Annotated in this window: 8 protein-coding genes; 2 read left to right on the top strand and 6 right to left on the bottom strand. The window is 44.5% G+C overall.

The window, feature by feature from the left end:
- The first annotated feature begins 23 nt into the window (after positions 1-23).
- Positions 24-1,067, top strand: a complete 1,044-nt coding sequence (rluB, locus tag FTU46_RS10690) for a 23S rRNA pseudouridine(2605) synthase RluB (protein ID WP_004783318.1) — start codon at positions 24-26, stop codon at positions 1,065-1,067.
- Between the two features lie 199 nt (positions 1,068-1,266).
- Here the strand turns inward: rluB and FTU46_RS10685 are convergent, their stop codons facing one another.
- Genes FTU46_RS10685 through FTU46_RS10660 form a run of 6 tightly spaced genes read right to left on the bottom strand, consistent with a single transcriptional unit; the run spans position 1,267 to position 10,722 of the window.
- Positions 1,267-2,994, bottom strand: a complete 1,728-nt coding sequence (locus FTU46_RS10685; protein WP_034701592.1) for an ABC transporter ATP-binding protein — start codon at positions 2,992-2,994, stop codon at positions 1,267-1,269.
- A 10-nt stretch (positions 2,995-3,004) separates the two neighbouring features.
- On the bottom strand, positions 3,005-4,153 hold the full coding sequence (locus FTU46_RS10680; protein ID WP_180031798.1) for an ABC transporter permease: 1,149 nt from the start codon (positions 4,151-4,153) through the stop codon (positions 3,005-3,007).
- A gap of 7 nt (positions 4,154-4,160) precedes the next feature.
- The gene (locus FTU46_RS10675) at positions 4,161-5,099 is read right to left on the bottom strand and encodes an ABC transporter permease (RefSeq protein WP_004783323.1); all 939 of its coding nucleotides are present in this window, start codon (positions 5,097-5,099) and stop codon (positions 4,161-4,163) included.
- Positions 5,100-5,116: 17 nt separating this feature from the next.
- Positions 5,117-7,120, bottom strand: a complete 2,004-nt coding sequence (locus tag FTU46_RS10670; RefSeq protein ID WP_159123537.1) for a M3 family metallopeptidase — start codon at positions 7,118-7,120, stop codon at positions 5,117-5,119.
- Positions 7,121-7,139: 19 nt separating this feature from the next.
- Positions 7,140-8,942, bottom strand: coding sequence for an ABC transporter substrate-binding protein (locus FTU46_RS10665; RefSeq protein WP_179992870.1), 1,803 nt, complete (start codon positions 8,940-8,942; stop codon positions 7,140-7,142).
- A 22-nt stretch (positions 8,943-8,964) separates the two neighbouring features.
- Complete coding sequence (locus FTU46_RS10660; RefSeq protein ID WP_180104950.1) at positions 8,965-10,722, bottom strand: ABC transporter substrate-binding protein; 1,758 nt, start codon at positions 10,720-10,722, stop codon at positions 8,965-8,967.
- A 725-nt stretch (positions 10,723-11,447) separates the two neighbouring features.
- Here FTU46_RS10660 and FTU46_RS10655 point away from each other — a divergent pair.
- The gene (locus FTU46_RS10655) at positions 11,448-14,105 is read left to right on the top strand and encodes a TonB-dependent receptor (RefSeq protein ID WP_180104949.1); all 2,658 of its coding nucleotides are present in this window, start codon (positions 11,448-11,450) and stop codon (positions 14,103-14,105) included.
- Positions 14,106-14,119 lie beyond the last annotated feature (14 nt).

The raw sequence follows: 14,119 nt of genomic DNA, 5'->3' as shown, positions 1-14,119 counted from the left end.
ATTATTTCTAAGGTTATGCTGTCATGAGTGAAAAGTTGCAAAAGGTGCTTGCACGTGTTGGTTTGGGTTCTCGCCGTTATATGGAAGAAGTCATTGCCGCAGGTCGTGTGAGTGTGAATGGGCAGATTGCCCAAGTGGGTGAACGAATCGAACCGGGTGATGAGCTTCGCATCGATGGTCGTAAAGTGCAGTTCCAGATCGAAGACGAAATCCGTCGTCGTGTCCTGATTTACTATAAGCCAGAAGGCGAAATCTGTTCACGTAATGATCCTGAACAGCGTCCAACAGTATTTGACAACCTGCCATCAATTCAAGGCGATCGCTGGGTAATGGTCGGCCGTCTGGATATTAACTCGACCGGTCTGTTACTGTTCACAAATGACGGTGAACTAGCGAATCGTTTAATGCACCCATCCAATGAAATCGAACGTGAATATGCGGTTCGTGTCATGGGTGAAGTGACTCCACAACTGAAAAACAACATGCTGAAAGGCGTGGTGCTAGATGATGGTCCTGCGAAGTTTGAATCATTCTCTGAACTGGGTGGTGACGGGATCAACCGTTGGTATCAAGTTGTCGTAAAAGAAGGTCGTAACCGTGAGGTTCGTCGTATCTTTGAATCACAAGGCCTGAAAGTCAGCCGTTTATTACGTACCCGTTACGGTACCGTGATTCTGCCACGTGAACTTCGTACAGGTCGCTGGATTGAACTGGATAAACAGGATATCGATAACCTGACCAAATCAGTTGAGCTGAAACCGCGTCAAGGTACCGGCTTATTCGGCATGGCGAAACGTCGTAATGAGCGTATGCAGGAAAAACCAATGGCAGCGCGCCGTGGTGGTTACCTGCGTCAGCAACGCCGTGATACCGATGAGCAGCAGCCGCAATACAACAACCGTGAACGTCGCGATGATCAAGGCTTTGGTCGTCGTGAAAACCAGAATGGCACCCAGTTTGCACGTCGTGACAACCGTGAAGACAACCAGTTTGGCCGCCGCGAAAACCGTGAAGGTAATGCACCACGCGGTTTATATGGTGCGAATAAAGGCTTTAAAAAGTTCTAAGCTTTGAATAAGATAGAGTCACTTCGGTGGCTCTTTTTTTGCAAGAACAATAATAATGACCTAATTTTATCTATCCCTAGTCTTCTCAATAGAACCCGATATAAAAGGCGGGTATCTCCCTTCTATTTCCTAAAAGTGAATTCTTGTCATAAAAAAATGCCCAGCAATGTGGACATTTTTTATTTCGTACTTTAGCAAGTTACTGCGGAATACCCTGAGGAATCGCACTTAACAGACGCTTGGTATAGTCGTGTTGCGGAGACTGATACAGATCATCTGAGTTGGCAATTTCCACCAGATCACCATGATTTAGCACCATGATCTGATCAGAAATATATTTCACCACTGACAAATCATGCGAAATAAAGATGTAACTCAGACCAAATTCATCCTGTAAATCCTGCAATAAGTTCAGTACCTGCGCCTGTACGGATACATCCAGTGCGGACACTGATTCATCACAGATCAAAATCTCAGGCTTTAAGGTCAGACAGCGTGCAATTGCAATCCGCTGACGCTGGCCACCTGAAAACTCATGTGGATAGCGATAGAAGGCCTGAGCCGGTAAGCTGACCCTTTCTAATAAATCAAGTGCCATCTGTTTACGTTCTGCATCATCCTTGCCAATATGATGAATCTGCATCGGCTCCATCAGGATTTGTCCCACGGTAAAACGCGGATTCAAAGAAGCATAAGGGTTCTGGAAAATGATCTGGATTTTACGCTGATAGGCCGTAAACTCTTTTTCAGTCATCGACAAGATATCTTTACCCTGAAACAACGCCTTGCCGCCTGTAGCTTGTTGCAGTCGCATCAGGAGCAAACCAATCGTGGTTTTACCAGAACCTGACTCCCCAACCAGCCCTAAGGTTTTGCCTTTAGCCAGCTGAAAAGACACGCCTTTCACAGCCTGAAATTCATCTTTGCCAAATAGGCCTTTACGGCTATAGAAGGATTTTTTCAGATCACGTACATCGAGAATGATCTCTTCATTACCTTTTAAACCACGGGAACGTTCCTGTTGTAGCGGAGCGTTCGCATGCAGGTCATGCGCCAGACTATCCTGTTTCATAAAGTCGCTAATCACCGGCAAACGCAAAGGACGGTGCGACAGCTGTGGACGGCAATGCAACAAGGCTTGGGTATAAATATCCTGAGGATTGTTCAGGACTTCTGTCACCGAACCTTGCTCACGAATCTCGCCATAACGCATTACAATGACCTGATCCGCAATTTCACCAACTACCGCCAGGTCATGACTGATGAATAACATCGACATTTGACGGCGCTGACGCAAGGATTCAAGCAGGTCCAGAATCTGTTTCTGGATAGTCACATCTAATGCCGTCGTTGGTTCATCAGCAATCAAGAGTTTCGGTTCACAGGCAATAGCCATGGCAATCATCACCCGTTGCTGCTGTCCACCAGACAACTGGCTTGGATAAGCATCAATCTTGGTTTCCGGTGAAGGAATACCGACTTCCTGCAAAAGTTCCAGTGTTCTTTGACGGGCCTGCTTTTTATTCATGCCCAAATGCAGGCGTAGAATTTCAGAAATCTGCATGCCTACGGTAAACACCGGATTTAATGAGGACATCGGTTCCTGGAAGATCATGGCAATTTCTTTGCCACAGATCTGACGCATTTCACTCGACTTAAGTTTCAATAAGTCCCGACCTTCAAACAGGATCTGACTGTCTTCAGCGACCTTCGAGTTCTCAGGTGCTAATAGTCCCATCACTGCTAATGAAGTCACAGATTTACCACTTCCGGATTCACCGACTAACGCCACTGTAGTATTGGCCGGAATTTCAAATGAAATTCCTTTGACCGTTTCCACATACTGTTTATTTTCACCTTTAAAACTGACACGTAAGTTATCTACGCGAAGTAACGCGGGTGCTGTGCTTGGATTCATTTCAGACATCGCTGCGCTCCTATTTCAGTTTTGGATCTAATGCATCACGTAATGCATCAGTAAACATTGAGAAAGCTGTCACCAGTACCGCCATCGCCACCGATGCCGCAGTCAACTGCCACCATTTGCCTAAAATCAGCTCGCTTTGCGCTTCATTCAGCATACTACCCCATGACACCACACCAATCGGTACGCCAAAGCCTAAGAAGCTGAGAATGACTTCGGACTTGATAAAGGCCACTGCAAGAATGGACATTTGAACCAAAGCGATATGACTGACATTCGGAAAAATATGCACGAAGATACGGCGCATATTGCTTACCCCAATGGCTTTCGCTGCCAGTACATATTCACGTGCAGTATGCTTCATATATTCCGCACGAACCAGGCGGAATACCCCGGTCCAGCCGGTCAGACCCAAAATCAGGATAATCGATAAGATCCCTTTTTGTTGCAGTACTGCTGCAATCGCTAACACCAGCAACAGATAAGGAATAGAAGTAAAGATATTGTAGAACCAGTTCAGCACATCATCGACCCAACCACCGAAATAGCCAGCAATCGCACCAAGTACTGTACCAATCACCACCGCAACCAGCGCAGCAATCAGGCCAACTAAAATCGAAGTTTCTGCACCTTTAATGGTTTTCAGTAGTACATCCTGACCCCATTTATCTGCGCCAAAGAACAGGCTCTGTTTAAGCTCACTACTCTGATCCAGTAACTGACCCCCTAATTCCTGATCAATGGCTTTCATATCTTCAGCCAGTGGATCGACTACACCATAATAATCAATCACACCTGCGCCCTGTTCAGCAGCAATTTCTGCTTCCAGTTCTGCAATCACATCTTTTAAAGGATCAATTGGATTAACTGGTACTACGGCAGATTCAGTACTTTGATCTTCACCTGCCGCTCCAGGCATAGACGGTGTATAGATAAAGCTTGGGGGTGCATAACTCACCGCTACTTCTTTATTCCAGTCCTTGGCAATCACACCTGTCATGGAAAGCAGCAACATCAGCAGATAAAACAGCACCACAAATAGGGAGAACATCGCAATGCGGTCACGTTTCAGACGACGCAACGCCAGCTGCCATAATCCGGTTGAAGCAGACTCAGGCACTGCTGAAGTATGTTGCTCTTTTTTAAATATCGCACTCAGCATAATTCACCTACTTCAACTGTACACGTGGATCGACCCATTTATAGATCAGATCGGCAATCAGGTTAAATAACATGGTCGCAGCCGCAACATAGACCGTAATCGCTTTAATTACCGGAAAGTCAGAACGTTCAACTGCGATAATCACTTCACGGCCAATGCCAGGAATACCGAAGAAACGTTCAATCAGGAAAGCACCGATCAGTAAAGCCGGAAGTCCCGCCATGACATCAGTAATGATTGGAATTGATGCATTACGCAATACATGCACGCCCAGAATGCGGCTTTCGCCCAGACCTTTGGCGCGTGCGGTACGGACATAGTCTTGATTGACTTCATCCAAGACAAAACTACGGTAGAGACGTAAAGTCGGTGCAATACTCACCACCAGCATGATTAATACTGGCAATAGTGCATATTTGAATAAGTTTTCAGTAAAGTTATCGCTCCAGCCCTGTACCGGGAACCAGCTCAGTTCATAAGCCAAGACGTACTGGAATACGATGATATAGACCAGAATACTGATCGACATACCGATGGTACACAGCATCATGATCATGCGGTCAGTCAGTGAACCGCGCACTGAAGCTACCCCAAGTGCCAAAATGATTGAAACAATCGTTTGCAGGATAGTCAGTGGAATCAGAATGGTCAGTGATGGCCCCAAACGCGTGGTAATAATCTGGGATACCGACTCACCGGTACTCCAGCTCACACCATAATCAAAGGTCAAAATCTGCTGAATAAATATCCACAGTTGTACGTAATAAGGCTGATCGACCCCGAGCTGCTGGCGGATATTTTCAATCTGCTCAGCATTGGCCATTTTACCGGCCAAGATATAGGCCGGATCTCCTCCGACCCAGTTAAATAACAGGAATATCAGCAGAATCACCCCCAGCATGGTGGGGATCATTTGCCAAATCCTTCGAATAATATATGCCAGCATCGCTTTCCTTCCTTGACTTAATGTCCTGAAATTTCATTAAAGAAAGCTTTGCTGTCCGGATCACGGCCCAGAAAATCCTTAACCATCTGATCGCCCGGCTTTTGTCCGCCTTGTGCTAGTACAGTCTCGCGATAGTGCATGCCGACTTTTGGATCCATCAGATGGTCACCATAAGCAGACAACATATCGAGTGCCAGCACTTCAGACCACATATAGCTGTAATAACCCGCCTGATAGCCACCCATCAAATGTCCGAACTGACCCGGGAATTGCTGACCTGGAACAGAGCCCAACGCAGTTTTACTTTCCATATCCTGCCAGAGTTTTAATGGATCAATACTTTTCGCATCTTTACCGTGCAGGGCCATGTCGTACTGAGCATATAAAGTCTGACGGGCATAATGCAGGCCGCGACCATAATTTTTCACATTCTTTAAGCGCTCGGTCATGGCTTCATCGACACGAGGACAAGCAGGTTCACAGTAATCCGCTACTTTAGATAAAGTCTCGAAACGGCGCGCCCACTCTTCATACATTTGCGAAGGTGCTTCAACAAAGTCACGCTCTACCGATGTACCTGACTGCTCGGTATAACGGGTCTTCGATAATATTCCGTGTAGCGCATGACCCATTTCATGTACAAAAGTCTCCAGCTCATTACTGTTCAGACCTTTACGGTTGAAGTTGGTCACCAAAACAGAGACCGGACGGCGATGATTTAAACGGCTGCCACCATAAACGCCCCAGACTGCAGCATGGCCATATTTGCCTTCACGTGGATATTTATCGACATAAAGTCCGCCCATAAACTCACCGGTGGCTTTGTCATGCACGGCATAGTATTCAACTTCATCGTGCCAGGCTTTGACTTTTACCGGCTTGAATTCAATCCCATATAAATCGGAAGATATGGCAAATAACCATTTTTGCGCCGCTTCAGTCGGGAAATAATCACGCAGTTTTTCCTGATCCACCTTATATTTGGCCTGACGCAGTTTTTCACTCCAGTAGCCTTGGCTCCAGCGCTCAATCTCTGCTTTTTCCAGCGGAATTTTTAAGGTTTCTGCCTTGAACTGACGTAATTCTTCAACATCCTGCTTTTCTAATGGCGCAACTTTGGCATAGACCTCATCCAGAAAACTATTCACTGCTTCTGGGGTTTTGGCCATGCGATCTTTTAAGGCAACATAAGCATAGCTGTCTTTATCGAATAGCTGGGCCAGTTCATAACGCAGATCAATAGCCTTTTTCATGTATTCGAGGTTTTTCTCAGTCCCTCGGCGGGTATAGGCAGTCTGATAACGTTTACGAGCTTCATCACTCTCTGCCAGCTCCATAAATGGCTGATATTCCGGATAGTCGAAGCCGAGCAGATAATTGCCCTTTTCATTTTTCTTTAAACCGGCGATATAGCTCTCAGGTAAACCTTTCAGCTCTGCAACAGTGAATTCAACTTTTTCAGGGTTATCACGTACATTCTTGGAATAGTCCTGCCCCAGTTTGGTACTTTCTTCAATAATTTCCTTCAGACGCTTCTGTTTCTCTGCGCTGAGTTGTACCCCCGTTTTTTCAAACTGATTCAGAATATCTTTCAGGAATTTTTCATCGACCGGATCTGTGGCTTTCAGTTTCTTGAACTGGGCATACAGTTTTGGACTCTGATACATGGAAGTCAGGTATTTACTGATTTTCAGCTCACAGTCATCTGCTGCCTGACGCAAGGCCGGATCAGGATCGACATTACTATATAAACCGATAGGTGAAACAAAATCACCAATCGATGCCTGCAATGTATCCCAAGCTGCCAGATAAGGACGGGCTTCAGCCTTATTTTTGATTTTCTGGCTTTCAAATTTCTGGATATCTTTTTGCATTTTATCCAGATTGGCATCGCACAATGCCGGAATTTCTGCAGCCTTGAATAAAGGCAAAAGCTGGGTTTGGGTCTCTGCCATGACGGTTTGAGATCCCCCGATCATCGCCAGACAGAGTGTGGTAAATTTCAAGTGTTTTAATGTCATCATCATCTCCAGCTTTTTCTTACTTTTTAGTATCAATATCGATATACATCCATTCTGTGGACAGAATCGGATGGGACTTGTGCCCAATAACATGAGGTTGCGCTAATGCATTACGGTAAGTGCTATACAGCATCATGGTGGGCATATTGACCTCCAAAATACGGGTCATTTTGCGATAAACCAGATCCCGTTCAGGACCCGGTGGCATGCTTTGACTTTGTTCATATAAACGGTCATATTCCGCATGCTTGAAGCAGGCATTATTGGTGACATTGACGTTTTTGCCATAGAACAGCTGCATGAAGTTATCTGCATCAGGATAGTCGGCAATCCATGCAGAGCTTTTAAACATGGTTTTACATTGCTTTTCCAGCTTAATGCCTTCAGCAAATGGCATGGCCTTACTGGTCAGTTTGATATGAATATTATCTAAGGTCTTTTTCCAGAATTCGCCCTGTTGCTGACCACGACTGGTATTAGCAGTAATCAGTTCAATCACCAGAGGTTTACCTTCAGGAGTTCTCCGCCAGCCATCCGCACCGATCTTATAGTTATAGCGATCCAGCAACATGTTGGCTGCCTTGACCGAATATGGTGTACTGGTTTTATAAGCGGGTGAATAGCCTGCAACTCCTGGCGGAATAGGCATGTGCAGTTTTGCACCATCTCCTTTAAGGAGTACGCTAATCATATTTTCAACAGAAAAAGCCATTGCCATCGCACGACGTAAGGCAATTTTTTCTGGCGTAAAGCCACCTACTACCGGATCTTGCATATTCCAGTAATGGTAGTTAATCGATGGCTCCAACATGCGTGACAGCTTGATGCCTTGCTTGACCAGCTCAGGTTTTAACTTGTCACCATCCAATGCCTGCACGACCAGATCGCCGTCGATTTCCACCAGATCCAATTCATTTTTCTTAAATGACAACATCCGTGATTGGGCTTCTTCAATGACACGCACATCAATGGTGCCGATTTGAGGCATTTTTTTGCCCTGCATCGCACTGACAATCGCCTGGTCTTCTGCACTATTGGCTTTATAATTCCAGACAAAACCACGGTAAGCCGGATTTGGCTTTAAGATAATGCGTGATCCCGGTGTCCAGCGACTAAGTACATAAGGCCCTGTACCGACCGGCTTACTCATTACCCAGCCAGCTTTGTCTTTATACTTTTCAATGACTTCGCGTGCAACTGCGGCAGCTGGACCGTGGGCCAGCAACATCGGAAAGTTCTGATCCGGATTATTCAGCTTGAGTACCAAGGTATAGCGATCTGGAGTCTGAATACCTTCAAATGGATTTTCATAGACTTTGCCATTTTTTTTCGCCATGGCTGTCCATGCTTCCAGCCCTTTGATCCGACCATCCAGCAACCAGCTATTTGGTGAATTAAGTTTTGGATCTAAGAGACGCTTTAGAGAATAGGCATAGTCATAGGCGGTCAGTTCACGTTTTTTACCGCCAAAGACCGGATCATCTGCAAAGTAAATGCCCTTTTTAACTTTAATGGTATAAGTCAAACCGTCTGCACTGACTTGAGGCATATCTACCGCAGTCAATGGCACCAGTTTCGCTGGTGAGGCCAGATAATCATAGGTATATAAGGTTTCGAAAATTGCCGAGTTAATCTTGGCCGAATAACGGTCATGGATATAACCGGGGTCGAAACCGGTTTCAGCCGCAGGAAAGACCGTTTTTAAGACTTTATTTGGATTAGCGGGATTGGCAGCCCATGTAGGTGCAGCACCTGCCATCATTAAACTGGCCATTAAAACCCCACTGGCCAGCTTTTTTAAAGCGTTTGTATTCACATTCATACTGGTTCTTAATCTTCTCAAGTTATTTTTTAACAGGTTCAATATCCAGATATTGCCAAACTGCTCTAGTCACCGGATGTGCCTTAAAGCCCTGTACCTGTGGGTGAATCAGCCAGTTGCGTACCCGGGTATTGTGCAAAATCCATGGATTATCGGCCTCCATCTGGCGGTTCATCTGCTCATAATATGGAGTACGTTGCTGAGGCGGCAGTTTCATCGCAGTTTGATACAGCGCGTCATAGGCTTTAGAGGTATAGCAGCTCAGGTTACCTTGCTGGGCATTTGGGCCATACAGCAACTGAGCAAAGTTTTCCCCTTCCGGATAATCTGCAATCCAGGCGCCACCCCACATCATATGTTTGCACTGGGTGGCTTCTTTTAAATTGTCGGCAAAGTTACTGACTTTAAATTCAACTTTTACTCCGATTGCATCCAGGTTCTTTTTCCATAGCTCCGCAGAAATGACGGAAGAACTTGAGCTGGTCGAGTTCATTTTCAGAACCAATGGTTTGCCATCAGGCAAGGTACGATAACCATCGGCGCCTTTCTTGTAGCCAAAACGATCGAGCAGTTTATTGGCGAGTAATGGGTTATAGGCAATACTGCTTCTATAATTCGGGTTATATCCGCCCACGCCTTCAGGAAGAATCATTTCAGCTTTAACAGCATGCCCCTTATATAGCTGCTGGATGGCTTCTTTCTGGTTATAGGACAAGGCAATGGCACGGCGTAGTGCAATTTTTTCCAGTGAGTTCCCACCAATCACCGGATCACGCATATTCATGATGGTATAGGTGATTTCCGGTTCTTTATTCGGATAATGCAGAATGCCTTTTTTCTTGTATTCACTTTTCAGCTGTTTATTTTCCAGTGCCTGTTCAGCGCCGCTTGCAGTCAGTTTGTCATAGTCTAATTGTCCAGATTTTAAGGCCAGCCAGCGTGATTGTTCTTCTTCAATAATACTAATTTTGACCTTGCCAATTTGTGGCATCTGCTTGCCTTGCATGACCTTGACAATCCGTTGATCCCACTCTGAACCATCCCCCTTAAAGTTCCAGACAAAACCGCGATAATTTGGATTAGCGGTTAACTCAATGCGGCTACGCGGCACATATTTGTGTAACTGGTATGCCCCTGTTCCGACTGGATGCTGACCTACCCGATCGCCATAATGTTCGATGACTTCACGTGCAGTACCAGCAAAAGCGACATAGGCCAGAATGTAAGGAAAGTTCAGGTCTGAACGGGTCAGGGTAATTTGTAAGGTATATTTATCTAGGGCTTTTAAACCGGCAATCGGAGCATCATAGTTAAATTTGCCCGTTTTTTTGGCTTGTTGGATAACTTGATCCGCGCCAAGAATTTTGCCTTCGATAAAGGAAAAAGAAGGCGAATGATTTTTCGGATCCATCACCCTTTGCATGGAATAAATATAATCCCGAGCAACCAGTTCACGCTTCTTGCCCTGAAAGGCCGGATCCGGACTGAAATAAATTCCTGGCTTGATTTTAAAAGTATAAACTTTGCCATCCTGTTTAACCACGGGTAAAGACTCGACGGTATTCGGAGCCAAAATTGCAGGCCGGGCCAGATAGTCATAACGCAACAAAGGCTCGAAAATGGCCTCAGCTACGCTACCACTATAAAAATTATAGGTTTTGACCATATCAAAACCATCATCAGGTGCTTCGAAAGCCAGGTTTAAAATTTTATCCGGATGTGCAGATGATTTTGCCCAGGCAGTTTGCCCCGAGCTCATAGCCAAGGCCAAAATCGTCATGCTAAAAAGTGCTGATTTCAAATTTGTACCTATTCTTTATCTTGAAGTTTTATTGCTATAGGAAGTTTTAAATACATCATCCCATATTTGCTTCAATGGATGGGTCAAAGCTGGACAGATGGAATAAACTGAACAAAGCGAATTTCATGCCATCCTTGCAAAAAATAGGGATTTCTTCCTGTTTTTAACTGAAAAAAGTTTATTTTTATTAATTATTTAAAACATTATGAATAACATAATATTTTCCATGAATCATTAATTAAATTTTTATCCTTAAAATTCTCACTAAAGTTCATTTCGCACAAAAATAACTCAACCCTGTTTCATCTTATTGCACTATTGTATACCTTTAGGCAAACAACAAATAAACACAAGTACTTGTATTATAAATAATTTATTTTAAAAAAATATTGTATATTTTATGTAAAAATTATGCACCATGATTAAACTTTATTCAATTTCCCTCTCATTTTTGGACTACTTTCTTATTCATTAAATATTTATTTATTGCTTTGACAGGGGTCTCACTTCCTTCTTTCTTCAGATTCGATACACAGACTTCTTAATTTTTCTTCAGTATAACTCGACTAAATCAAACCAAATTCAATTAAATTAATATTTTTCAATTACTTAAAAATATAAAAATATAAAATTTTATAAGTTGGCATCCGCCTTGCTTAGATCAACCCAGCACTACTTCACATAACAAAAGGGTGAAATTTACGATGAAAAAAAATAAATTGGTCGGATCTATGGGGGCTCCAACCGTCAGCAAAAGACTACTCAAGTTAAGCGCACTCAGCTTAAGTATGATGTGTCTGCCGCTGGCCCATGCCGAAGAAGCTGCATCTACTGAACAGCCGACTAAAGTTCAAAAAGTGACAGTGACGGGTTCATCAATCAAGGGGGTTGCTGCACAAAGTTCTTCACCAATCACCGTCATCAAAGGTGAAGATCTTGCGAACCAGGGTGTAACTACTGTTGAAGAAGCTTTAGTAAAAGTCAGCGCCAACCAGGCTGGTTTCTCTACTGCTCAAAACGTAGGTGCAAGTAATACTTCAGGTTCTACAGCCAACTTACGTGGTCTAGGCTCAGACAAAACGCTTGTGCTTTTAAATGGCCGCCGTCTTGCCTATAGTGCATTCAGTACAGATAGTACCAACTTAAACATCATCCCTATGGCGATGATTGACCGTATTGAGATTTTACGTGATGGTGCTTCTGCAGTTTATGGTGCAGATGCGATTGCGGGGGTAATCAACTTCATCACCAAATCTGAATACAATGGCTTAGGCGTTACCGGAGCCTTACATGAAACTGAACATTCAGGTGGTGAGAAACAACAGGCTGCGATCTTCGGTGGTTTCGGTGACCTGGATGAAAATGGCTTTAACGTCATGGGTGTCTTGGACTACCGTAAATCTAACCAGATCCATGCTCAACAGCGTAAAGTCAGCCGCCGTGGTGGTGTAATTCCTGAATTAGGTATTAATGCCGGCTCTGCAAGCGGCTTCCCGGCAAACATCTATGATCCAACCACTGGTTACTTAGGTAACCCATACCCAGATGACTGTAATAATGTTCCATGGTCTTCTCCAGATGACGGCTTCTGTTACCTGAATACGCAGGCTTTAATTGCGATCAAACCACAGGTTGAAACACTATCTGCATTAGGTAAAGGGACATTCAAGCTTAATGATTCATTAAATGCGGTTGGTGAATACGTGTTTACACGTTCTGAAGTATCCACTTCAATTGCACCAGACGTTTATGGCCGTACCGTGACTTTACCTTCAAGCAGCCAATACTATCCAGGTAATGGTATTACTCCAGCTATTACAGATGGCGAGTTAAGCGGTGACCCACTTCAACTTTACCTCCGTTCTCAGGCAGGCAACCGTCAAAGTATGTCAACCAATGACTCTCACCGCTTCTTTGCAGGTATTGAAGGTGAGGCATTAGGCTGGGATATCAACGCAGGCGTGTCATACGCGAAAAGTGAAGCAACTGATGAGTTTACAGGGGGTTACTTACATCGTAGCAACCTGCAAACTGCATTGAATGAAGGTCGTATTAACCCATTCGGTCCAGCACGTCCAGGCGATACCCCTTGGGAATCATTTGTGATTAATGGCGAAACTAACATCGCCTCTTTAGAGTCTACAACTGCAGACTTTACAATCAGCCGTCCAATTTTTGAATTACCTGCAGGTGATGTTGGCTTTGCCTTCGGTGGTAGCTTCACCACTCAGGACTGGGAAGCAAAAGTAAACTCTGAAATCGTGGCTCAAGTACCAGGTTCTGGTATTGATCCGAGCAAACCAATCAGTAAGGGTGATCGTGACATCACAGCATTTTTTACTGAATTCCAGATCCCAATCTTGCCAAGCCTGGAAGCTCAAATTGCTGCCCGTTATGATGACTACAGCGACTTCGGTGATACCTTCAACCCAAAAGTTGGTCTTCGTTGGGAACCAATGAAGGAAGTCATGTTCCGTGCATCTTATAGCACCGGTTTCCGTGCACCAAGCTTGTACGAAATCAACGCGCCAATCAGTGAAACCTGGACAGGTGCGAAATACAATGACCCTGTGTTATGTCCAGGTGGCACGCCAGTCGAACCTAAATATCAGGTTGAATGTAATACCCAGTTTAAGCGTACCCAAGGTGGTTCACCTGACCTGCAACCAGAAGAATCTACATCATTCACTGCTGGTTTAGTATTTGAACCAATCAAAAACCTGGTCTTCACTGCTGACTACTTCAATATCGAGATCGATGGTCTGGTAGGTACAGTGGGTGAATCATCAATCTTTGGTAATCCAGACCTTTATGCAGACCGTTTCATACGTGATAGCGAAGGCCGTATCCAGCACATCCGTACTACCCTGATGAACTCTGGCGGTTTAAAAACTTCAGGTGTAGACCTGAGCCTGAACTACCTGACACCTAAAACATCTACTGGTCGTTTCGGTTTCGGTATTGATGGTACTTACGTGATCAATCTGGACTACCAAAGTGAACCAGGCGGTGAATGGTCTGGTCTGGTAGGCAAATATGAAGACCCGGCAGTAGTTCGCTGGAAACATGTTGCCAACCTGAACTGGTCTTATGAAGACTGGAAAATGATCTTTGAACAACAGTTCACTCGTGGTTATGAAGACTACTCTGGCGAACGTGATGTGGGTGACTACACACTTTATAACTTCGCAACAACTTATAAAGGCTTCAAAAACCTGGAGTTGACTGGCGGTATCCTCAACATCTTTGATGAAGAGCCTGCTGCATCTGATGTTCTGGATAACTTCCAATACGGTTATGACCCTCGTTACTCAGATCCTACAGGTCGTACTTACTACATCCGTGGTACTTACAAATTCTAAGACAAGCTTTCTGC

Source organism: Acinetobacter sp. YH12108 (assembly GCF_013419055.1).
Taxonomy (GTDB): domain Bacteria; phylum Pseudomonadota; class Gammaproteobacteria; order Pseudomonadales; family Moraxellaceae; genus Acinetobacter.
Note: the sequence above shows the minus strand (reverse complement) of the source record. Positions and strands in the feature narration are given on the sequence as shown.

Coding starts and splice junctions, on each gene's coding strand:
- FTU46_RS10685 (WP_034701592.1), bottom strand. CDS start 2,994: ATGTCTGAAATGAATCCAAGCACAGCACCCGCGTTACTTCGCGTAGAT.
- rluB (WP_004783318.1), top strand. CDS start 24: ATGAGTGAAAAGTTGCAAAAGGTGCTTGCACGTGTTGGTTTGGGTTCT.
- FTU46_RS10660 (WP_180104950.1), bottom strand. CDS start 10,722: ATGACGATTTTGGCCTTGGCTATGAGCTCGGGGCAAACTGCCTGGGCA.
- FTU46_RS10665 (WP_179992870.1), bottom strand. CDS start 8,942: ATGAATGTGAATACAAACGCTTTAAAAAAGCTGGCCAGTGGGGTTTTA.
- FTU46_RS10675 (WP_004783323.1), bottom strand. CDS start 5,099: ATGCTGGCATATATTATTCGAAGGATTTGGCAAATGATCCCCACCATG.
- FTU46_RS10670 (WP_159123537.1), bottom strand. CDS start 7,120: ATGACATTAAAACACTTGAAATTTACCACACTCTGTCTGGCGATGATC.
- FTU46_RS10655 (WP_180104949.1), top strand. CDS start 11,448: ATGAAAAAAAATAAATTGGTCGGATCTATGGGGGCTCCAACCGTCAGC.
- FTU46_RS10680 (WP_180031798.1), bottom strand. CDS start 4,153: ATGCTGAGTGCGATATTTAAAAAAGAGCAACATACTTCAGCAGTGCCT.